The sequence below is a fragment of the Streptomyces sp. XD-27 genome (genome assembly GCF_030553055.1).
Classification (GTDB): Bacteria; Actinomycetota; Actinomycetes; order Streptomycetales; family Streptomycetaceae; genus Streptomyces.
Genome location: NZ_CP130713.1, coordinates 6,305,244 through 6,325,826, shown reverse-complemented (window position 1 = coordinate 6,325,826; position 20,583 = coordinate 6,305,244). Strand labels below are relative to the sequence as shown.

Below are 20,583 nucleotides of genomic sequence, written 5' to 3'. Positions count from 1 at the left end.
CGTACCGAAACATCGAGGCACGGGCGCGGTGACGTCGGCTATCGGTCGTGGAGCAGCTCGGGCCGGGTGACGGGGACGACGGTGAGAAGGCCATCCAGCCCCTTGTAGTCGTCCGGGTTGGTGGTGAAGAGGGGCAACTCCTCTGCGATGGCGACAGAGGCGATCATCAGGTCGGCCACCCGGCGGCGAGGCGTGCGGCCCGAGCTGATCACGGCCGCACAGACTCTGCCATACAGGCGGGCCGCCTCCGAGCCGAAGGGGATGGGATCGAACTCGTTCTCGGCACGCTGGAGGACATCCATGCGCCGCGCTCGTTCCATGTGCTCGTCGTAGTCGTCCTGCTCGCCGTTGCGGCGTACCTGGTGGGGTCCTGCGGAGAGTTCGGCCAGTGTGATGGCGCAGATGGCCATCTCCGCGGGCAGCTCCTCAGGGTCCACCCACTTGCGCAGGATCACGATGTTCGTGTCGAGCAGACCCTGTTCGTACTCAACGGGCATAGGGGTCGTCCGGCTCCTGCTCTACGGCGGCGTCCTGATCTGCCCGGAAGGCGGCCGGGGAGATGTCGGGGGCGGTGCGGGACATGGCGGCGAACTCTGCGCGCGGGACGAAGCGACGGCGGCGGCGCAGTGGAACCAGCTCGCCGATCTCGTGGCCGTCCCGGGTGACGGTGAAACTCTGGCCGCTCTGGACGGCGTCCATGATCTCTTTGGACTTGGTACGCAGGTCGCGTTGGGTGATTTCGGGCTGCGCTGCCATACCGTCCACCATATCCACTGGTGCCATCGTGTGCTACCTAGTAGCACACGTCCGGTCCGCGCTGGGAGATGCGTGAGCGGGGTGGGTGGCGGTGACGGGTCGGGTACGGGTTCGGGGCCCGGGGGCCTGGGAACCGGGTGCGGTGCCGGGCCCGGCAGTGGCTGCGGCTCCGGCACCGGGCCGGGCGGCGGCGGAGTGGGCACCGGGCCGGGTGAAGGCGGTGGCGTGGGCACCGGGCGAGGCGGCGGCTGTGGTTCGGGGCCGGGCGGGGGCACCGGCTCGGGGCGGGGCGGGGGCTCCGGGCCCGGCACCGGGTGCGGCTCGGGACGCGGCGGAGGCGGGGGCTCCGGCTCGGGGCTGGGCGGCGGCTCCGGCTCGGGGCCGGGTGGCCGCTCCGGCTCCGGCACCGGGTGGGGGCGCGGCTCGGGACGCTTGCCCGGCTCGGCCGGAGGCTGCGGCTCGGACGGCGCGCCCGGCTCGACCGGAGGCTGGGGTTCCCGGTCCGGAGCGGGTTCGGGCGGCGGCGAGGCCGCGGCCCGCGGCCCTGCGTCGGACCGGCAGGGCTGCCAGGTCTGCCGGGTCATCGGGACCTCCAGGCGTGCGCAAGCGGCCCAGCCGCGGGGTGCCGCTCACGGCTCCGTCCACGGCCGGGGCGTCCTCGAGTACCCGCGCTCGCCCTCGTCATACGTTCGTCCGCCGTCGGGCTCCAGAGGAGTCGCGGGCAGCAGTCCGCGCCCGTAGGCGTCGGCGATGCGCACCCAGTCGGGGAGGCTGCCCGGGGCGGCCAGCCGCACGAGTTCCAGCGCCTGCGTGGGGAACCACTTCCCCGCCTTGGGGTCCACCATGATCCGCTCCGGGTCCTGCGGTCCGTGGGTGCCCCGCAGGCACAGTCCGTCCGACTCGCCCGGCGTCTTCACCCACAGCTTCGCGTCGTGCAGCGGATCGCCGGTACGGGTCGTCGGCTGGGCGCCCAGGCCCCGCCCCGGCGGGTTGCACCAGTCCTGCGCGTCCCGGTAGGCGTCGGCGGGCGCCCAGGGGCCCCGGCCGTTGCGGCTGGTGTCGGTGACGAAGTGCTTCATCCGGGCCGGGTCGACCGCCCCGACGTGTCCGTCGAGCCACTTCTGGGCCCGGTTGCGCGGCCAATCCTGCGTCGGGCAGGCGGCGGGGTCCCCGCCCTTGGCGGCGTAGGCCAGGCAGGAGGAGATGAGCCTGCCGTACCAGGCGTTGGCGCTGTCCGTCTGATACGCCGAAACGTTGATGAAGAAGCCGGTGGCACGGGCGACGCCCGCGGCGATCAGCCGGGACGCGATCTTGGGGGCGGGGTGCCAGGCGGAGTGCCCGGCGTCGAGGTAGACGCGGGTGCGCGGTAGTGCGGCGAGCGCGTCGACGGCGTAGTTGATCTCGGCGTACCGGGCGGCGGTCCGCGAGTTCTTCGCCCGCGCCGCCTTCTCGGCCCGCGCCGCCTTCCTCGCCTTGGCGGCCTTCTCGGCCCGCGCCGCCCTGTCGGCCCTGGCGGCCTCCTCGGCCCGCGCCGCCCTCTTGGCCCCGCCGGCCTTCCTGGCCCTGTCGGCCTCCGCCGACGCGGGACCGTCCGACAGCGGATCGGACCCGACGGCGTCCGGCGCGGGGCTCGTCGACGAGGCCCCGGGCAGGGCGGCGTCCGCCGGGCCCGGCGTCGGCTCGCCGGTTGTGGCGGCGTCCGGCACGGCCGAGTCCGATGCGGGCGAGTCCGATGCGGGCGAGTCCGATGCGGGCGAGTCCGATGCGGGCGAGTCCGACATGGAGGAATCCGGCGCGGGGGCGCCCGGTGCGGAGGCATCCGGCGCGGAAGCGCCCGGCACGGGGGCGCCCGGCACGGGGGCGCCCGGCACGGGGGCGCCCGGCACGGGGGCGCCCGGCACGGGGGCGCCCGGCACGGAGGTGCCCGGCGCGGCCTCGGCCCCGGCCGGTGCGCTCGACGGCATCGGGCCCGTGGCGGACCCCACTCCCCGCGTGGACCCGCCCCCCACAGCCCCGCCCGGCACAGCCCCGTCCCGCGCGTACTCCCCCGTCACGCCCCTGTCCCGTACGGCCCCATCCGTACCCGGGCCGCCGAGGCGACTCGGGCCACCGGGCGAGGACACCCCGCGGCGGGCCGAGGACATCCCGCGGCGGCCCACCGCGCCCCCTTCCGGCGGCTCGCCCGCCGCCGCACCCGCGGCGCCGTAGGGAGCGGCGGCATCGGCCCCGGCGGCGCCCCCCTCGTCGAGGGCATCCGCCCCTGCGGCATCGGCCGCGTCCGCGGCGCCCGCCTCGTCGGCGACCTCGGCAGCCTCGCGATCGGCACGCGCGTCGGCCGCGTCGGCCTCGGCCGCCATCTCCGCGTCGACCGCCGCGTCCACCGCCGCCTCCAGCGACCTGTCCTCGGCCTCGGACACGACGAACGCGTCCATCCCCGCACGCTCTTCCGCGTCGCCCGACGGGCAGTCCTTCGGCAGCAGCGCCAGCGAGTCCGGCTCCAGGATGACCATCGCCGCGCGGTCCCCGATGCCGCGGGCCACCGCGTCCACCCACGCCTGGTACTCCCGGGTGTTCCCCGCGCCGCCGCCCGAGTAGCTGCCGCAGTCGCGGCCGGGGACGTTGTACAGGGCGAGGACCGGCACCGCCCCCTGACGGGCCGCCAGGGACGTGGTCATGCGGACCTGGCGCTCCACGATCTCGGGGGGATCGTCGCCGTACCAGACCGCGTGCGGGGTACGGACCATGCCCAGGATCCCCGCGGCGTCGCGGTAGGCGCCGCGCCGGACGAGGGCCAGCAGGTGCTCGTACGCCTGCTCGCTGGCGGGTGGGGTGTACAGCCGGTCGCCGAGCCGCGGTGGCGCTTCGAGGCGGGTGGCGGCGCCGCTGAGCAGGGGTACGGCCGCCGTCGCCGCGGCGGCCATCAGCGCGGTGAGGTGTCGTGGTCTGCTGCGCATCAGTCCATTGAGCACGCGACCACGCCCCGTCCCGCAAGGGGCGTGTGCTCCGGATGGCGGATCCCTCGCCGCCGGAGGGTCAGGCGACGGAGTCGAACCGCCCCTGCCCGGCGAGCGGTTCGCCGTCGTGGTGGATCGGGGTGTGCGCACCCGTGAGGGGCACGCCGCTGCCGCCGCGCCGGTTCGCCACGATCTCCGCGGCGATGGACAGTGCGGTCTCCTCCGGCGTACGGGCGCCGAGGTCGAGGCCGATCGGGGAGCGCAGCCGGGCCAGTTCGAGTTCGCTGACGCCGACGTCGCGCAGTCGGCCGAGGCGGTCGAGGTGGGTGCGGCGGGAGCCCATGGCGCCGACGTAGGCGACGGGGAGCCGCAGGGCCCGCTGGAGCAGCGGGATGTCGAACTTGGCGTCGTGGGTGAGGACGCACAGCACGGTCCTGGCGTCCACCTCGGTCGCGTCGAGGTAGCGGTGCGGCCAGTCCACGACGACCTCGTCGGCCTCCGGGAAGCGCCCGGCGGTGGCGAAGACGGGGCGGGCGTCGCACACGGTCACGTGGTAGCCGAGGAACTTGCCCACGCGCACCAGCGCGGCGGCGAAGTCGATGGCCCCGAAGACGATCATGCGGGGCGGCGGCACGCTGGACTCCACGAGCAGTTCCAGCGACTCGCCGCAGAGGCTGCCGTCCGCGCCGACGGCGACGGTGCCGGTGCGGCCGGAGTCGAGCATGGCGCGGGCGACACCCGCGACCGTGCGGTCCAGCCCGGCGGTGCCCCGGGCCGGGACGTCCTGGACGGGAGCGTCCTGGGCGGGCGCCCCGCCGAGCGTGCCCTCGTGCGTGCCGTCCGGGTGGACCAGCAGCGTCCTGCCGAGCAGGGCGTCCGGTCCCCGGGTGATCCGCGCGAGGGCCGCCGCCCGCCCACGGGCGGCGGCGGCCAGCGCGGTGGCGCAGACGGTACGGGCCGGATCGCCGACCCGTACCGGGGTGACGAGGATGTCGATGACCCCGCCGCAGGTCAGGCCCACGGCGAAGGCGTCCTCGTCGGAGTAGCCGAAGCTCTCCCGCACGGTCGCGCCGGTCTGCAGAGCCTGTTGGCACAGGTCGTAGACCGCGCCTTCCACGCACCCGCCGGACACGCTGCCGATCGCGGCGCCCTCGGTGTCGACGGCCAGCGCGGCGCCCGGCTGCCGGGGCGCGCTGCCGCCGACCGCCACCACGGTGGCGACGGCGAAGTCGCGCCCCTCCTCGCACCAGCGGTGCAGTTCGGCAGCGATGTCCAGCATCGGTGATCAGATCCTTTCGCTGATTCTCAGCTGACCCTCAGCCGGGCTCAGGCACCCAGCCAGTGCTCGATGGGGTCGAGGCCGAAGTAGACGAGGAAGACCAGGCTCAGCACCCACATGAAGACGCCGGGCTCGCGGTACTTGCCCTGCGCGGCCTTGATGGCGGTGTACGCGATCACGCCCGCGCCGACGCCGGCGGTGATGTTGTACGTGAACGGCATCAGCGCCACGGTCAGGAAGACCGGGATCGACACGGACTTGTCGCTCCAGTCGATGTGGGCCGCGGCGCTCATCATCATCGAGCCGATCACGACCAGGGCGGCCGCGGCCACCTGGGCCGGGACCAACTGGGTGACCGGGGTGAAGAACAGGCAGGCGGCGAAGAAGAGGCCGGTCACCACCGACGACAGGCCCGTTCGGGCGCCCTCGCCGACGCCGGTCGCCGACTCGATGAAGACGGTCTGGCCGGAGGAGCCGGTCGCACCGCCGATCGCGCCGCCCGCGCCGTCGATGAACAGCGCCTTGGACAGGCCCGGCATCCGGCCCTTGCTGTCGGCGAGCTTCGCCTCCGTGCCCACGCCGATGATCGTGGCCATGGCGTCGAAGAATCCGGCCAGGACGAGCGTGAACACGATCATGCCGACGCCGATCGTCCCCAGCTTGTCCCAGCCGCCGAACTCGACGTCGCCGAAGAGGCCGAAGTCGGGGGCGGCGAAGGCGCTGCCGTGCAGTTCGGGGGTGGCGCCGCCCCAGTCCTTGTCCGTCAGGCCGCCGATCTTGGTGACCGCGATGGACAGGACCGTACCGGCGACGATGCCGAAGAGGATCGCCCCGGGCACCTTGCGGGCCTGGAGCATGAAGATGAGCAGCAGGGTGACGGCGAAGAAGAAGACCGGCCAGCCGACGAGCTCGCCCGTGCCGGTGCCGAGCTGGAGCGGCGCGCCCGCGCCGCGGCCCACGAACCCGGCCTTGACCAGGCCGATCAGGGCGACGAACATGCCGATGCCCATGGTGATGGCGTGCTTGAGCGGCAGCGGGATGGCGTTCATGATCATCTCGCGGAGGCCGGTGACCACCAGCAGCATGATGATGACGCCGTAGATGACGCACATGCCCATGGCCTGCGGCCACGTCATGTTCGGGACCACCTGGCTGACCATGGCCGCCGAGACGTTGAGGCCGGCGGCGAGCGCGAGCGGGACCTTGCCGATGAACCCCATCAGCAGGGTGCACAGGGCCGCCGCGAAGGCCGTCGCCGTCACCAGTCCCGCGTGGTCGAGCGTGGTCTTGTTGACATCCTCGGCGGTGCCGAGGATCAGGGGGTTGAGCAGGAGGATGTAACACATCGCCATGAAGGTGGTGATGCCGCCGCGCACCTCGTTCGCGACGCTGGATCCTCTGTCGGATATGTGGAAGTACCGGTCGAGCCATGACCGCCCGGCCGAGGGGCGGGAGCCCGTGGCTGCGTCCTCCGGGGACGTCCTGGGCTCAACTGCTTGCTGGGTCATGCGGTGCCACTCCCAAGGTTCATAGGGGCACCCGTGCAGTCGCGCGGGATTTGGGATCGTGCGTCGGCATCGCGACCCGGGGGACGGCCCGGAGCGCTGTGTCGTGCGGGGGGTGGCCCTGCCGTACAGGGCTCCTGTGGGGGTTGTGGGGTGCGGCCCTGCCGGACGGCAGGGCCGCGGTGGGGGGTTCCTCCAGTCGGAGGGGCTACGTGCCGGTGAGGTGCTCGGGTCGTACCGGTACGCGGTTCAGGGCCAGGCCGGTGGCCTGGCGGATGGCGGCCACCACCGCGGGGGTGGAGGACAGGGTGGGGGCCTCGCCGATGCCGCGCAGGCCGTAGGGCGCGTGGTCGTCGGCGAGTTCGAGGTAGTCGACCGGGATGGTCGGCGTGTCGAGGATCGTCGGGATCAGGTAGTCGGTGAAGGAGGGGTTGCGGACCTTGGCGGTCTTGGCGTCGACGACGATCTCCTCCATGACCGCCAGGCCCAGGCCCTGGGTCGTACCGCCCTGGATCTGGCCGACGACGGACAGCGGGTTGAGCGCCTTGCCGACGTCCTGGGCGCAGGCCAGCTCGATGACCTTGACCAGGCCGAGCTCGGTGTCGACCTCGACGACGGCGCGGTGGGCGGCGAAGGAGTACTGGACGTGGCCGAAGCCCTGTCCGGTGCGCAGGTCGAACGCCTCGGTGGGGCGGTGCCGCCACTCCAGCTCGATGTCGACCGCCTCGCCCTCCAGGACGTCCACCAGGTCGGCGAGGACCTCGCCGCCGTCGGTGACGACCTTGCCGCCCTCCAGCAGCAGCTCGGCGGTGGCCCACGCCGGGTGGTACGTGCCGAACCTGGCCCGCCCGATCTCCAGCACCTTTTCGCGGACGGCCTCGCAGGTGTTCCTCACCGCGCCGCCGGTGACGTAGGTCTGGCGGGAGGCGGAGGTGGAGCCGGCCGAGCCGACCTGGGTGTCGGCCGGGTGGATGGTCACCTGGGTGACGCCGAGCTCGGTCCGGGCGATCTGGGCGTGCACGGTGACGCCGCCCTGGCCGACCTCGGCCATCGCGGTGTGCACGATGGCGACGGGCTCGCCTCCGATGACCTCCAGCCGCACCCGCGCGGTGGAGTAGTCGTCGAAGCCCTCGGAGAAGCCGACGTTCTTGATGCCGACCGCGTAGCCGACGCCGCGGACGACGCCTTCGCCGTGGGTGGTGTTGGACAGCCCGCCCGGCAGCGCGCGGACGTCGACGGCCTCGCCGGCGGACTCCCACTGCTTCTCGGGAGGCAGCGGCATGGCCTTGACCCGGCGCAGCAGTTCGGCGACCGGCGCGGGCGAGTCGACCTCCTGCCCGGTCGGCATGATCGTGCCCTGGGACATGGCGTTGAGCTGCCGGAACTCGACCGGGTCCATGCCCAGCTCGGCGGCGAGCCTGTCCATCTGGGCCTCGTAGGCGAAGCACGCCTGCACCGCGCCGAAGCCGCGCATGGCGCCGCAGGGCGGGTTGTTGGTGTAGAGCGCGACGGCCTCGATGTCGACGTCGTCGATGACGTACGGGCCGACCGACAGCGAGGAGGCGTTGCCGACGACGGCCGGGGACGCGGAGGCGTAGGCGCCGCCGTCCAGCACGATCCGGCACTTCATGTGCGTGATCTTGCCGTCGCGGGTGGCCCCGTGCTCGTACCAGAGCTTGGCCGGGTGCCGGTGGACGTGCCCGAAGAAGGACTCGAACCGGTTGTAGACCATCTTCACCGGCTTGCCGGTGCGCAGCGCGAGCAGGCACGCGTGGATCTGCATCGACAGGTCCTCGCGGCCGCCGAAGGCGCCGCCGACGCCGGAGAGCGTCATGCGGACCTTGTCCTCGGGCAGACCGAGGACGGGGGCGATCTGCCGCAGGTCCGAGTGGAGCCACTGGGTGGCGACGTACAGGTCGACGCCGCCGTCCTCGGCGGGTACGGCGAGACCGGACTCGGGTCCGAGGAACGCCTGGTCCTGCATGCCGACCACGTACTCGCCGGAGACGATCACGTCCGCGCGCTTGCGGGCCTCGTCGGCGTCGCCGCGGACGATCGGCTGGCGGTGGACGATGTTGGGGTGCGGCACGTGGCCGATGTGGTGGTCGTCCCGGCCCTCGTGGATGAGCGGGGCGCCCTGGGCGGTCGCGGACGCCTCGTCGGTGACGACGGGCAGCTCGACGTAGTCGACCTTGATCTTCGCCGCCGCGCGGCGGGCGGTCTCGGGGTGGTCGGCGGCGACCAGCGCGACGGGCTCGCCGTGGTGGCGGACCCGGCCGTGCGCGAGCACCGGGGTGTCCTGGATCTCCAGGCCGTAGTTCTTGACGTCGGTCGGCAGGTCGTCGTAGGTGAGGACGGCGTGGACGCCGGGCTGCTTGAGCGCCTCGGAGACGTCGATGGAGCGGATCTCGGCGTGCGCGTGCGGGCTGCGGAGCGTCTGGCCCCACAGCATGTCCTCGTGCCACAGGTCGGAGGAGTAGGCGAACTCTCCGGTGACCTTCAGGGTGCCGTCGGGGCGCAGCGTGGACTCGCCGATGCCGCCCGTGGTCTGGCTGCCCTGGGAGAGGTTCGTCGGAGTACGGGTCACGTCCGCCATGGTCAGAGCGCCTCTCCGGAGCGGGCGGCCGCGAGGCGGACCGCGTCGAGGATCTTCTCGTAGCCGGTGCAGCGGCACAGGTTGCCCGAGAGCGCCTCGCGGATGTCGGCGTCGGACGGCTCGGCGTTGCGCTCCAGCAGTTCGTCGGCGGCCACCAGCAGGCCGGGGGTGCAGAAGCCGCACTGGACGGCGCCGGCGTCGATGAACGCCTGCTGGATCGGGGAGAGGTCCCCGGTCTCCGACGGCTTGGCCTGCCAGCGCTGGGCCTGGTCCGGGCTCGTACCGCCGCAGGCGCCGGTGGCGCAACCGCCCTCGGCGCGCGCCTGCGCGTAGTCGGCGAGCCCCTCGACGGTGACGACCTCGCGGCCCTCGACCTGGCCGGCGGCGACCAGGCAGGCGCACACCGGGACGCCGTCCAGGCGCACCGTACAGGACCCGCATTCGCCCTGTTCACAGGCGTTTTTGGAGCCCGGGAGGCCCATGCGCTCACGCAGGACGTACAGCAGGCTCTCGCCTTCCCATACGTCGTCGGCGGTCTGCTCGCGTCCGTTGACGGTGAAGTTCACGCGCATTGTGCGTCTCCCTTGCTGCTGCCGCCGCGGTAGGCCTCCCAGGCCCAGCCGAGGGTGCGGCGGGCCATGATGCCGACCGCGTGGCGGCGGTACTTGGCGCTGCCGCGCACGTCGTCGATGGGGTTGCAGGCGCCGGAGCACAGCTCGGCGAACTGCTTGGCGATCGACGGGGTGATGGTCTTGCCGCTGTCCCAGAAGCCGCCGTCGGCGAGGGCGGCGTTGAGGAAGGACTCCGCCTCGCGGGCCCGTACGGGGGTGGGCGCGGCCGAGCCGATACCGGTCTTGACGGTGCGGGTCTCGGGGTGCAGGGCGAGCCCGAAGGCGCACACGGCGATCACCATGGCGTTGCGGGTGCCGACCTTCGAGAACTGCTGCGGGCCGTCGGAGCTCTTGATGTGGATCGCCCGGATGAGCTCGTCGGGCTCCAGCGCGTTGCGCTTCACGCCGGTGTAGAACTCCTCGACGGGGATCAGGCGGGTGCCGCGTACGGACTCCGCCTCGACCTCGGCGCCGGCCGACAGCAGCGCGGGGTGCGAGTCGCCGGCCGGGGAGGCGGCGCCGAGGTTCCCGCCCACGCTGCCGCGGTTGCGGATCTGCGGGGAGCCGACGGTGTGGGCCGCGAGGGCCAGGCCCGGCAGCTGCGGGCGCAGGTGGTCCATGATCCGGGTGTACGGCACCGAGGCGCCCAGCCGGACCGTGCCGCCGTCCGAGCTGACCTCCCACTCGCTCAGCTCACCGATGCGGTTCAGGTCGAGCAGGTACTCGGGCCGCCGGTGGTCGAAGTTGATCTCGACCATGACGTCGGTGCCGCCCGCGATGGGCACAGCGGTGGGGTGCTCGGCCTTCGCGGCGAGCGCCTCCTCCCAGCTGGCGGGGCGCAGGAAGTCCATGATTGTTCTCTTCTCGACTGTGGGCGGGGGAGGTGAGGAGATACCTGGGGGGTGGAGGGGTCCTGTCTGTTCCTGATTTCGTAGTCCGGAAGTCATTTCCCGGACACCGATGCACGCGGCCTGTCGCCAGTAGACCGACGCGTCCCCCGCCCGGTGCAGTCACGGAAACCATGAAGCGGTTGGCTGGCCAGGGTGCAGGTCTTGTAGATTCGAACGAAAGACGAGGTTCCGATACCTCGCTGTATTCCACTGGCAACATCACGACAGATCGGCTGGCGACTGACATGCGGTTGCGCGCACTGCTGGAGACCGAAGCTCTGGGCCTGCGCCTGCTGGGAGGCGAGGAGGAGCTGGACCGCACGGTACGCGGCGTGATGACGACGGACCTGCGCGACCCGAGCCGGTACCTGTCGGGCGGCGAGCTGGTGCTCACCGGCCTGGCGTGGCGGCATGAGCCCGCCGACTCCGAGCGGTTCGTCCGGATCCTGGCGGCGGCCGGGGTGGCGGGGCTCGCGGCGGGCGAGGCGGAGCTGGGCGACGTCCCCGACGACCTGGTGCAGGCGTGCGCGCGGCACCGGCTGCCGCTGTTCTCCGTGGTCGAGGACGTGTCGTTCGCGTCCATCACCGAGCACGTGGTGCGGCAGGTCTCCGGTGAGCGCGCCGGGGATCTGGCGGCCGTGGTGGACCGGCACCGGCGGCTGATGACGTCCGGCCCGGCGGGCGGCGGTCCCGAGGTGATCCTGGACCTGCTCGGCTCGGACCTGGATCTGCGGGCCTGGGTCCTGTCGCCCACCGGCCGCCAGGTGGCCGGATCCGGCCCCTCGGAGGCCGGCCCGGATGCGGGCGCGGGCGTGGAGGCCGGCGCGGGCGCGGAGCGGGCGGCGGCGCCGCTGCCCCCGCGGTCTGCGCGCAGCTGGCGGGCGAGCATCTGGCGGCGGTGCGCAGCGGGCGGCGGGCCCCGTACCGGGTCGCCGTGCCGGGCAGCGGCACGTACTCCCTGTTCCCGATCCGCAGCGGCGGCCGCGCGGGCGGTCGCGACGTACGCGAGACGGTGCTGTCGGACTGGCTGCTCGCGGTCGACGCGGACGCCGGGGACTGGGCGGAGGAGCGGCTGGACCTGCTGCACGGGGTGACCCAGCTGATCGCGGTCGAGCGCGACCGGCGGGAGGCGGCCCGCACCGTGCGCCGCCGGCTGGCCCAGGAGGTCCTGGAGCTGGTGCAGGCGGGCGCGCCGCCCGCGGAGATCGCGGCCCGGCTGCGGGTCGCGGCGCCGGTACTGCTGCCGGGCCTGGGCACGGCCCCGCACTGGCAGGTCGTGGTGGCGCGGGTGGAGTGGGGGCTGCCCGGCGAGGACGACGTGCGGGACAGCGCGGTGCCCGGCGGCCCGGTGGCCCAGTCGCTGCTGGAGGAGATGCTGGTCGACCCCGAGGCGACGGGGCCCGAGCCCTCGGACCGGATCGCGGTGGCGCACACCGGTGACGAGGCGGTCGCGCTCGTCCCGCTCCCCGCGGCCGCCGAGGAGGAGGCCGTCACCGGACTGCACGCCGACCGGCTGCTGGCCGCCGTGCGCGAGCCGCTCTCCCGCGGCCTGGACGGCGACGGCCGGCTCACCCTGGGCGTCAGCGCCACCGTCCACTCGGCGGAGGGGCTGCGCGGGGCGCTGGAAGAGGCCCGGCACGCCCGCCGGGTGGCGGCGGCCCGGCCCGGCCGGGTCTGCGCGGCCGGGCACCAGGAACTGGCCTCCCACGTCCTGCTGCTGCCGTTCGTCCCCGACGACGTACGGCGGGCGTTCACCGCGCGGCTGCTGGACCCGCTGCGCGACTACGACCGCAGGCACCGGGCGGAGCTGATCCCGACGCTGGAGGCGTTCCTGGCCTGCGACGGCTCCTGGACGCGCTGTGCGACCCAGCTGCATCTGCACGTCAACACCCTCCGCTACCGGGTGGGCCGGATCGAGCAGCTGACGGGCCGTGATCTGTCGCGGCTGGAAGACAAGTTGGACTTCTTCCTGGCGCTGCGGATGAGCTGACGGAGCCGGCCCCGGCGCCGTGCGGCTCGTTTTCCAGCCGCACGACGCCTGAGGTTTGTGAATTGATTCACACCGACCCCTTGGCCGCTCGTGGGGATCCGTGCTGAGATGCGGGCACGGCTCCGGCTCGACGACGCGCTTGGGGAGGCAATGTGGCGGATACCGCCATGTCACGGTCTGGATCGTCGGATGCGCAGCCGGGCCGGGGGGACGACCCTCTCGATACGGCGGTGTGGCGGCTGCGCTCGCGGGGGTGCTGGAACGACGCCGCGGCGCTGCTCGCCCCGCACGCCGCGGCGGACCCGGCCGCCGCGCTCAAACGCACCGCCCTGCTCACCGAGCAGTGCGTGTTCACCGCCAAAGGGTGGCGCGAGGCCGAGGACGCGCTGCGGGCGGCGGAGGCGCTGGCGCTGAGCGACGAGGAACGCGGCGCCGCGGCCTGCGAGCGCGGCCAACTGGCGTACGCTTCCACGCTGTTCGGGGTGCGGGACCGGGCCGACGAGGCGCGGGCCGCGCTGGGCCGGGCGGCGGCCCTGCTCGCGCCCGGCTCCCCGGTGCGACCGCTGCTGGACTTCCGGCGCGGCCTGATCGCCCAGCATCTGGCGCAGAACCCGACGGGCGCGCAGGCGGCGTTCCAGCGCGCGCACGCCGGGGCCGCCGCGCACGGCGACCAGTTGCTGCGCTCGTTCACCTGGCGGCACCTGGCCGCCATGGCGGAGCAGAACGGCGACCTGCCCGAGGCGCGGCGCGGCTTCAGCGAATCCCTGCGGATCCGGGAGGAGTTGGGCTTCCTCGTCGGCATCGCCCCGGCGCTGGCCGCACTCGCCGAGGTCCGTCCTGAGCCGGAGGCGAGCCGGCTGCGCGCGGAGGCGGGCCGGCTGGTGCGGCTGCTGGGGGGCGTACCGTCCTGGCTGGCGGGCCAGTTAGGAGCGGCGTCGGACACCCCGAACGACGAACGCCCGACCTAGCCCGCATACGGTGGCGGGGGCGCCTGGCGGCGGGCTTCTCCCCTACCCGTCCCTTCCCGAGACCGGGGCTCCGCCCCAGACCCCGGTCCTCAAGCGCCGGACGGGCCGGCAAAGCCGGCCCGTCCGGCGCTTGAGGACAAAACGTTCCCGGCGGCTCAGGCCGCGGCGCCCGCGAAGTGCCGGCGCACCAGCGGCTCGACCAGGGCCAGTTCGCCGGCCTCGAGCGCGTCGAGCAGGGCGACGTGCTCGGCCGCGTCCGCGACGAGGTCGGCGGTCCGGACCGTCTGCCCGTGGACCAGCGGCCACTGGGCCCGCCGGTGCAGGTCGTCGGCGACGATGACGAGCTGCTGGTTTCCGGCCATTCCCAGCACCGCCTGATGGAAGGCGCGGTCCGCCTCCAGATACGCCGCCCGGTCCCCCTTCGCCGCGGCGGCGGCCGTGGCCTCGGCGAAGGGCCGCAGGCCGCTCCACCGCTCGGGCGCGACCGTCTCGGCCAGGGTGAGCATCACCGGCACTTCCAGCAGGGCACGCACCTCGGCGAGCTCGGCGAGTTCGCGGGCGCTGCGCTGCGCGACGCGGAAGCCCCGGTTCGGGACGACCTCGACGGCGCCCTCGACGGCGAGCTGCTGCATCGCCTCCCGTACGGGCGTCGCGGAGACCCCGAAGCACTCGGCGAGGGCGGGCGCGGAGTAGACCTCGCCGGGCGCCAGCTCACCGGCGGCCAGGGCGGCGCGCAGGGCGTCCAGGACCTGGCGGCGTACGGAGTGCCGCTGCGGCGGCACGCGCGGCGCCGCCGCCGCGTCGGTGATCGACTGCTCCATCCGGGTCCTCCTGACGTCCTTGTGCACCATAAGCGGACGTCGCGCGAGGTCAAACCTCGATCATCGTGGGTAAGGTAAGGCTAACCTGATGCAACTCGCGATTCGGTGGTCTCCTCCATGGCCGTGCCCGCCTCCCGCCCGTCCGACACCTCGATGCCCGCCGCCCCCGCCGCCCCCGGCACGTCCGCCGTCCACCAGGCGTACGCGCGGCTCGCCGAGGTCTTCCCCGGCCTGACGGTCACCGAGGAGCCGCCGCGGCACGGGGACGGCTGGGTGGCGGCCGCCGACCTGGCCGCCGGCGGCGCGGCCGTCGAGGCGTTCCTGGACTGGGACGACGCCCAGGTGCTCCGGGACTACGGGCAGCGCGGCCGGCCCGACGTGGTGGCCGGCTTCGGCCTGCACCGCTACGCCTGGCCCGCCTGCCTGCTGGTGACGGTGCCCTGGTTCCTGCTGCGCCGCGTGCCGCGCGTCCCGGTGGAAGGGGTCTCCCTCCACCGCACCCAGGGCCGGATGACCGTCCTGGTCGAGGAGTTCGCGTGCCTGCCGGACGATCCCGCGGCGGGGCTGCCCGGGGCGCGGGTCGTCGCCGACGAGGAGGCCCTGCGGGCCGCGGTGCGCTCGGCGGTGGCCGAGCATCTGGGGCCGGTACTGGCGGGCTTCCGGCCGCGGATGCGGCGCGGCGGCCGGGCGCTGTGGGGCATGGCGTCGGACGAGATCGCCGAGGGGCTCTGGCGCATCGCCCGACTGCTGGGCGAGGAGCGGCGGGCGGTGGCCGAGCTGACCGAGCTGCTGCCGGGGCCCGTCGGCCCGTACCCCACCGGTGCGTCCTTCCGCGAACTGGCCGTACCGCGCGGGGAGTCGGTGCCGACCCGGGACCGGGCGAGCTGCTGCCTGTTCTACACACTGCGGCCGCGGGACACCTGTGCGACCTGCCCGCGCACCTGCGACGCGGACCGCGTCGAGCGCTTGATCGCAAGCTGATCGCCTGGATTCCACCGCATCGGATTCCATGAATAGAATGCAACTCGCTTGCATCAGGCGAGCGTTCGAACCGTATCGCACCTATCCGCGTGTCCCCGACGTTCGTTGGCGTTTTCTTGCCCGGAAATCCCCTGAGGCAAGGCCCGTCTCCGCCAAGATGTCGCGCGAGTAGGCCGTACCGCGGCCAGAACACCTTACGGAAGCGAGGCAAGGGGCCGGATGAGACTGACCGACATATGGGCACTGCCCGCCGCCGTGGCGCTCGTCGGAGTCGTGGCGGCCGTGGCGGTGATGACTCGCGGCCGCACGAAGGCCAAGGGGAAGGCGGACGCGACCACCGACTCCTGGGAGCGCAGCGAAGAGCGCCGGCGGCGCAAGGAGGCCGTCTACGGAGCGGCCTCGTACGTCCTGCTGTTCTGCTGCGCCGCGGTCGCCGCCGCCCTCTCCTTCCACGGCCTGGTCGGCTTCGGGCGGCAGAACCTCAACCTCTCGGGCGGCTGGGAGTACCTGGTCCCGTTCGGGCTCGACGGCGCGGCCATGTTCTGCTCGGTGCTGGCGGTGCGCGAGGCGAGCCACGGTGACGCGGCGCTCGGTTCCCGGCTGCTGGTGTGGCTGTTCGCCGGCGCCGCCGCCTGGTTCAACTGGGTGCACGCCCCGCGCGGCATGGGCCACGCCGGCGCTCCGCAGTTCTTCGCGGGCATGTCGCTCTCCGCGGCCATCCTCTTCGACCGCGCGCTGAAGCAGACCCGCCGCGCGGCACTGCGCGAGCAGGGGCTCGTGCCGCGCCCGCTGCCCCAGATCCGCATGGTCCGGTGGCTGCGCGCGCCGCGGGAGACCTTCGCCGCCTGGTCGCTGATGCTGCTGGAGGGCGTACGGACCCTGGACGAGGCCGTCGAGGAAGTGCGCGAGGACCGGCGGCAGCAGGAGCTGAACCGGCACCGCAGGCGCGACCAGGAGAAGCTGGACCGGGCCCGGATCAAGGCGTACAACCGCCAGCACCGGGTGTGGGGACGCCGCGGCGGGCGCCAGGTGGATGTCGCGGGCCCGCCCGCGCAACCCGCCCAGCTCGGCTCGGACCCTGCTATAGCAGAGCCAGGACAGCTTCCCGCGCCCTCCTCCCTTCCGGCCCTCGGGTCCGGGAGCGGATCGGAGACCGGCACCGGCACCAGCACGGCGGACAGCTCGGCTGACGTCCTCAGCGTCTTCGACAAGAACCGGCCGCGCACCGTGGACCTCACCGCCGAGGACGACACCCTGACGATTCCGCGCCTGGACTCCCTGGAGGCGAAACTGGCGCAGATCGAGCGGCAGTTCGGCTGAGTGGCGCTTCCCGCTCAGACGGCCGCTCCGTCCAGCTCGAACCACACCGCCTTGCCGACGCCGTGGGTGCGCACTCCCCACGCGTCGGCGAGTGCGTGGACCAGCAGCAGCCCGCGCCCCGACGTGGCCTCGTCCGATCCGTCGGACAGGTCGCGCGGCGTCGGCGGCCGGGCCACGAAGTCCCGTACCTCGACGCGCAGTCGGCTGCGTATCCAGGGCCCCGCCCCGCTGTCGAAGGTGGCGCTGACCACCGCTCCCCGGTCGGTGTGCACCAGCGCGTTGGTGACCAGCTCGCTCAGCAGCAGCTCCGCCACGTCGGCCTTGCCCGGTCCACCCCAGCACCGCAGCACCGCGCGCAGCTCCCGGCGGGCCTGAGCCACCGCGCTCAGCTCGGCGCGGGCTAATCGCAACGTCAGCCCCCGCTCCCCCTCACCAGCCGTCATCTCCACGTCCGCATCCGGCCATCTGGTGTCCGTGCCGCCCCGCTGTGCAGGCTGACGCTTCATTCCTTCCCCGCCCCGACCGTTCGTCCCGACTGCTCGTCGGCTGTCCGGCATGCCTTGCCCTCGAACGCGCACACGGGATGCATTCCCCGCGTGTAGACGCCCACACGCGCCCACTGGTGATCAGCGGGTGACGTGCGACGCAACCACGCGTGGCGACCACGCGTCCACGGGTCCGCGGACCACGCGGTCACGCCTCCCATACCGCGGCCGCCGTCCGGTCGTCGGCGTATCCCGTCACCCGCAGCTGGGTGTCGGCCAGGAACGCGGCCAAGCCCGGCGGCTCGGCCACCGCCCAGCGCTCCCGCAGCCGTTCGGCCAGCGCGGGCTCGTCCCGCAGGGGGTCGGCGAGGCCGGCACTGCACAGCAGAAGGGTGTCGCCCGGCCGGCCGACAGAGGCGCGGAAACGGAAGGAGGCCGCGTGGGGGTGGGGGGCGGGGTCGGCGCCGGTCGGGCCCGTACCGCCGGGAGCGTCCGGGCCGCTCTCGGCGTCCGATCCGTTCGCGGAACCGGTGTCGCCCGTGGCCGGGTCGCGGCCGACCACCGTGCCGCCGACGGTGTCCGTCTCGTGGGCCGTTGGCTCCAGGTCCTGCCATACGCCGTCGCGCAGCCGGAACAGCCCGCCGTCCCCGACGCCGAAGAACACCCGGGTACGGCACGCGGGGTCGCCCGGCAGCAGCAGGCAGCGCAGCGAGGCGGTGTACTCGGCCGGGTCCAGGTGGAGTTCGCAGGCGCGTGCCCGGAGCCGGCCGAGGCTGCGGGCGGTGAGCCGGTGCAGCCCGGACTTGAGCGCGGCGCGCCGTCCGCCGTGGATGTCCGCCGCCAGCCGGGCGTGGCTGCGGCCGACCGCCGCGCCTATCCCCTCGCACACCTCGCGGGCCGCCCGGTGCGCCCCGTCGACCGCGCGCGGCCCCGTGGCCACCGCCACCAGCACCAGCGCCTGCCGCCCCGCCCCGAACCGCGCCGTCAGCAGCGCGTCGCGCCGGGGCTGTCCGCGATAGCGGGCGGAGTCGCCGCGCAGGGAGGCGGCGCGTAGGGTGAGCGCTCCGTGGCGCGCCCCGTCCAGCACCGTGTCGGGTACGAGATCGGCCAGGTCGGCGGGGTCGGCGAGCGGTAACGCGGTCGGCTCGGGGTCGTAGGTGGGCGGTCGGCTCCCGACGAAGCCGACGTGCCGGGCGACCTCCGTCCCGGCCTCTCCTCCGGCCTCCGCTCCGGTTTCGGTCACGGTGTCCGGCCCGGGAACGGCCGCCGGCGCGGTCTCCAGCGCCACCGTGCCGACAGACGCCGCGCGGCCCGGCGGCGAGCCGACCGCGAGGGATGCCGTGGCGAAGCGGTCATCGAGTGAGTCCCCTGCCGTGGCCGGTCCCGTGTCGCCTGAGTCCGCGTCGTACAACTCGCGCCACCAGTCGTCTTCGTGGCCGCGCCTCTCCCCCTGCTGGCTCATGCCCACATTGTCCACAGCCCGGGACATACGGGAAGAGCGAACGGCGGAAGCCACCCTCCTGCGCGACACGCGCGCGGGTGCGAGGATGATGCGCCTACAGGTGGGGAGGGGTGTCACGTGCTCGGCGCCATTGGTCTGGACGACTGGCAGGAGGCGGCGTACCGCGCGCTGATCGCGCTCGGGTCCGCCGGGGTCGACGAGCTCGCGGACCGGCTCGGCCTCGCGACGGACGAGACCCTGCTCACCCTGCGCCACCTGGAGCGGCAGGGGCTCGCGGCCCGGTCCCCGGGCCATCCGGGGCAGTGGGTGGCGGCGCCGCCCGGCGTCGCGTTGGGCGCGCTGGTGAGCCGGCGCCGCGACGAGCTGGACCGGGCGGAGCTGGCGGCGGCGCTGCTGGACAGGGCGTATCGCGCGGAGGGCGCCGCGGTGCACGGCGCGCTGGAGGTGGTGACGGGCGAGGAGCCGGTCGCCCGCCGCTTCGCGCAGTTGCGGAGCGGCGCCGCCGAGGAGGTCTGCGCGCTGGTCGCGGGCCGTGCCGCGGAGCCGCTGCCGCCCGCCGCGCCCGCGGTCGCGCACCGGGTCGTCATCGAGCGCGCGGCGCTGTACGGGCCGTCCGTGCCCGGTGGCCGAAGGCCGGAACACCAGCGCGTGGAACACTCCGGGCCGGTACGGGGCTGCGCCGGGGGCGAGGGGGAACGGCCGGAGTTCGGCGCCGTACCCGGACATCCGCCGGGCCCCGCGCTGCGCGTGGCGGACCGGGTGCCCACGGATCTGGTGATCGCCGACCGTACGCTCGCGATCGTGCCACTGACCGCCGGGACCATCGGGGCCACCGGGACCATCGGCGCCGCCGGGGCAGGCGGGACCGCCGAACCGGCCGCGCTCGTGGTGCACGCCAGCGGGCTGCTGGACGCGCTGGTGGCCCTCTTCGAGGGCGTGTGGCGGGCGGCGCTCCCGCTGCACCTGGGCACCGGCACGGGCGAGCCGCGCGACCACCGGGAGCGGAACGGCGGGCCGCACGATCCGCGGGACGAGGACGGGGACGGCGACGGGCCGGACCGGACGGACCTGGAGATCCTCTCGCTGCTGCTGGCCGGGCTGACCGACGCCAGTACCGCCCGCCAGCTCGACTTGGGGCTGCGGACCGTGCAGCGGCGGGTGAAGCGGCTGATGGACCTGGTCGGGGTGACGACCCGGCTGCAACTGGGCTGGCACGCGTACGAGCGCGGCTGGGTGGCGAGGTCGGCGGACGGCGCGCCGTTGCCCGCGGCCGGGAACGCGGACGCGCTTCCCGCCTGAGGCGGCAGACGGCGGCGGAAGGCGGCGGACGGCGGCGTCCTGCGACGTGGACGGCGTTCGGGCGCGTCCGGAAGCGCACGCCGACGCCTTCCGGCAGGCTGGGGCCATGGGGACGTGGCAGCTGGTCCTGTGCGGCCTGGTCATGCTGCTCGGACTGATCGGCGTGGTCGTGCCCGGCCTCCCGGGGCCACCCATCGTCTGGGCGGGCGTGCTGTGGTGGTCGATGTCCGAGACGACCGTCCTGTCCTGGGGTGTGCTCGCCGGCGCGACGGCCGTCCTGCTGCTGAACCAGGTGGTCAAGTGGCTGCTGCCCGCCCGCCGGATGCGCGTCGCCGGGGTCACCCGGCGGACGTTCCTGCTGGCGGGTGCCGCCGGCATCGCGGGGTTCTTCGTCGTGCCGGTGCTCGGCGCCCCGCTGGGGTTCGTCGCCGGGATCTACGGGGCCGAGCGGCGGCGGCTGGGCGCGCACGGCGAGGCGTGGGTCTCGACGCGGATCGTGATGCGGGCGATCGGCACCAGCGTGCTGATCGAGCTGTGCGCGTGTCTGCTGGTGACGGGCGCGTGGGTGGCCGCCGTGGTGGCCGGCTGACCCACTCGGCCCGGCCGCGCACCGCCTCGGCCCGGCCACGCGCCCCCTCCGCCCGACCGCGACGCCTCGGCCCGACC

General features: G+C 74.3%; 15 protein-coding genes and 3 pseudogenes. 6 read left to right on the top strand and 12 right to left on the bottom strand.

Annotated elements, in window-relative coordinates; translation table 11 throughout:
- Window positions 1–38: 38 nt before the first annotated feature.
- From Q3Y56_RS27550 to Q3Y56_RS27510, 9 genes and pseudogenes are all read right to left on the bottom strand, one after another.
- The gene (locus Q3Y56_RS27550; protein ID WP_304464492.1) at window positions 39–497 is read right to left on the bottom strand and encodes a type II toxin-antitoxin system VapC family toxin; all 459 of its coding nucleotides are present in this window, start codon (window positions 495–497) and stop codon (window positions 39–41) included.
- On the bottom strand, window positions 487–756 hold the full coding sequence (locus tag Q3Y56_RS27545) for a type II toxin-antitoxin system prevent-host-death family antitoxin (RefSeq protein ID WP_304464491.1): 270 nt from the start codon (window positions 754–756) through the stop codon (window positions 487–489). The genes Q3Y56_RS27550 and Q3Y56_RS27545 overlap by 11 nt, the downstream gene beginning before the upstream one ends.
- Window positions 757–1,544: 788 nt before the next feature.
- Window positions 1,545–2,192, bottom strand: a pseudogene (locus tag Q3Y56_RS27540) (glycoside hydrolase family 6 protein); the annotation flags it as partial.
- A gap of 864 nt (window positions 2,193–3,056) precedes the next feature.
- Window positions 3,057–3,677: pseudogene (locus Q3Y56_RS33615) on the bottom strand (glycoside hydrolase family 6 protein); the annotation flags it as partial.
- 112 nt (window positions 3,678–3,789) lie between these two features.
- Window positions 3,790–4,989: an XdhC/CoxI family protein gene (locus Q3Y56_RS27530; RefSeq protein ID WP_304464490.1), complete on the bottom strand. Its 1,200-nt coding sequence runs from the start codon at window positions 4,987–4,989 to the stop codon at window positions 3,790–3,792.
- Between the two features lie 47 nt (window positions 4,990–5,036).
- Entirely contained in the window at window positions 5,037–6,497 is a 1,461-nt protein-coding gene (locus tag Q3Y56_RS27525; protein WP_304464489.1) for an NCS2 family permease, read from the bottom strand.
- A gap of 205 nt (window positions 6,498–6,702) precedes the next feature.
- Window positions 6,703–9,090, bottom strand: a complete 2,388-nt coding sequence (gene pucD / locus Q3Y56_RS27520; RefSeq protein WP_304464488.1) for a xanthine dehydrogenase subunit D — start codon at window positions 9,088–9,090, stop codon at window positions 6,703–6,705.
- 2 nt (window positions 9,091–9,092) lie between these two features.
- Window positions 9,093–9,662: a (2Fe-2S)-binding protein gene (locus Q3Y56_RS27515; protein WP_304464487.1), complete on the bottom strand. Its 570-nt coding sequence runs from the start codon at window positions 9,660–9,662 to the stop codon at window positions 9,093–9,095.
- Window positions 9,653–10,552, bottom strand: a complete 900-nt coding sequence (locus Q3Y56_RS27510; protein ID WP_304464486.1) for a xanthine dehydrogenase family protein subunit M — start codon at window positions 10,550–10,552, stop codon at window positions 9,653–9,655. Before Q3Y56_RS27510 ends, Q3Y56_RS27515 begins: the two co-directional genes overlap by 10 nt.
- Before the next feature lie 284 nt (window positions 10,553–10,836).
- On the opposite strand from Q3Y56_RS27510, the pseudogene Q3Y56_RS27505 reads away from it, so the two are divergent.
- Both Q3Y56_RS27505 and Q3Y56_RS27500 read left to right on the top strand, forming a co-directional pair.
- A pseudogene (locus Q3Y56_RS27505) lies at window positions 10,837–12,581 on the top strand (PucR family transcriptional regulator).
- Between the two features lie 167 nt (window positions 12,582–12,748).
- Window positions 12,749–13,549, top strand: a complete 801-nt coding sequence (locus Q3Y56_RS27500) for a hypothetical protein (protein ID WP_304464485.1) — start codon at window positions 12,749–12,751, stop codon at window positions 13,547–13,549.
- Window positions 13,550–13,704: 155 nt separating this feature from the next.
- Here the strand turns inward: Q3Y56_RS27500 and Q3Y56_RS27495 are convergent, their stop codons facing one another.
- Entirely contained in the window at window positions 13,705–14,370 is a 666-nt protein-coding gene (locus Q3Y56_RS27495; protein WP_304464484.1) for a GntR family transcriptional regulator, read from the bottom strand.
- Window positions 14,371–14,523: 153 nt separating this feature from the next.
- Between Q3Y56_RS27495 and Q3Y56_RS27490 the strand changes: the two genes are divergently transcribed.
- Together Q3Y56_RS27490 and Q3Y56_RS27485 are read left to right on the top strand one after the other, a co-directional pair.
- Window positions 14,524–15,351 carry a (2Fe-2S)-binding protein gene (locus Q3Y56_RS27490; RefSeq protein ID WP_304465828.1) on the top strand — a complete coding sequence of 276 codons (828 nt, stop codon included), beginning with the start codon at window positions 14,524–14,526 and terminating at the stop codon, window positions 15,349–15,351.
- Window positions 15,352–15,570: 219 nt separating this feature from the next.
- Complete coding sequence (locus tag Q3Y56_RS27485) at window positions 15,571–16,671, top strand: DUF2637 domain-containing protein (protein ID WP_304464483.1); 1,101 nt, start codon at window positions 15,571–15,573, stop codon at window positions 16,669–16,671.
- 14 nt (window positions 16,672–16,685) lie between these two features.
- On the opposite strand, the gene Q3Y56_RS27480 is transcribed toward Q3Y56_RS27485, so the two are convergent.
- Together Q3Y56_RS27480 and Q3Y56_RS27475 are read right to left on the bottom strand one after the other, a co-directional pair.
- Window positions 16,686–17,114, bottom strand: coding sequence for an ATP-binding protein (locus tag Q3Y56_RS27480; RefSeq protein ID WP_304464482.1), 429 nt, complete (start codon window positions 17,112–17,114; stop codon window positions 16,686–16,688).
- Window positions 17,115–17,364: 250 nt separating this feature from the next.
- Window positions 17,365–18,618, bottom strand: coding sequence for a protein phosphatase 2C domain-containing protein (locus Q3Y56_RS27475; protein ID WP_304464481.1), 1,254 nt, complete (start codon window positions 18,616–18,618; stop codon window positions 17,365–17,367).
- A 117-nt stretch (window positions 18,619–18,735) separates the two neighbouring features.
- Between Q3Y56_RS27475 and Q3Y56_RS27470 the strand changes: the two genes are divergently transcribed.
- Window positions 18,736–19,917, top strand: coding sequence for a LuxR family transcriptional regulator (locus tag Q3Y56_RS27470; protein WP_304464480.1), 1,182 nt, complete (start codon window positions 18,736–18,738; stop codon window positions 19,915–19,917).
- A gap of 106 nt (window positions 19,918–20,023) precedes the next feature.
- Window positions 20,024–20,506: a DUF456 domain-containing protein gene (locus Q3Y56_RS27465; protein ID WP_304464479.1), complete on the top strand. Its 483-nt coding sequence runs from the start codon at window positions 20,024–20,026 to the stop codon at window positions 20,504–20,506.
- Window positions 20,507–20,583: the final 77 nt, after the last annotated feature.

Coding starts and splice junctions, on each gene's coding strand:
- Q3Y56_RS27550 (WP_304464492.1), bottom strand. CDS start 497: ATGCCCGTTGAGTACGAACAGGGTCTGCTCGACACGAACATCGTGATC.
- Q3Y56_RS27545 (WP_304464491.1), bottom strand. CDS start 756: ATGGCAGCGCAGCCCGAAATCACCCAACGCGACCTGCGTACCAAGTCC.
- Q3Y56_RS27530 (WP_304464490.1), bottom strand. CDS start 4,989: ATGCTGGACATCGCTGCCGAACTGCACCGCTGGTGCGAGGAGGGGCGC.
- Q3Y56_RS27525 (WP_304464489.1), bottom strand. CDS start 6,497: ATGACCCAGCAAGCAGTTGAGCCCAGGACGTCCCCGGAGGACGCAGCC.
- pucD (WP_304464488.1), bottom strand. CDS start 9,090: ATGGCGGACGTGACCCGTACTCCGACGAACCTCTCCCAGGGCAGCCAG.
- Q3Y56_RS27515 (WP_304464487.1), bottom strand. CDS start 9,662: ATGCGCGTGAACTTCACCGTCAACGGACGCGAGCAGACCGCCGACGAC.
- Q3Y56_RS27510 (WP_304464486.1), bottom strand. CDS start 10,552: ATGGACTTCCTGCGCCCCGCCAGCTGGGAGGAGGCGCTCGCCGCGAAG.
- Q3Y56_RS27500 (WP_304464485.1), top strand. CDS start 12,749: ATGTCACGGTCTGGATCGTCGGATGCGCAGCCGGGCCGGGGGGACGAC.
- Q3Y56_RS27495 (WP_304464484.1), bottom strand. CDS start 14,370: ATGGAGCAGTCGATCACCGACGCGGCGGCGGCGCCGCGCGTGCCGCCG.
- Q3Y56_RS27490 (WP_304465828.1), top strand. CDS start 14,524: ATGCCCGCCGCCCCCGCCGCCCCCGGCACGTCCGCCGTCCACCAGGCG.
- Q3Y56_RS27485 (WP_304464483.1), top strand. CDS start 15,571: ATGAGACTGACCGACATATGGGCACTGCCCGCCGCCGTGGCGCTCGTC.
- Q3Y56_RS27480 (WP_304464482.1), bottom strand. CDS start 17,114: ATGACGGCTGGTGAGGGGGAGCGGGGGCTGACGTTGCGATTAGCCCGC.
- Q3Y56_RS27475 (WP_304464481.1), bottom strand. CDS start 18,618: ATGAGCCAGCAGGGGGAGAGGCGCGGCCACGAAGACGACTGGTGGCGC.
- Q3Y56_RS27465 (WP_304464479.1), top strand. CDS start 20,024: ATGGGGACGTGGCAGCTGGTCCTGTGCGGCCTGGTCATGCTGCTCGGA.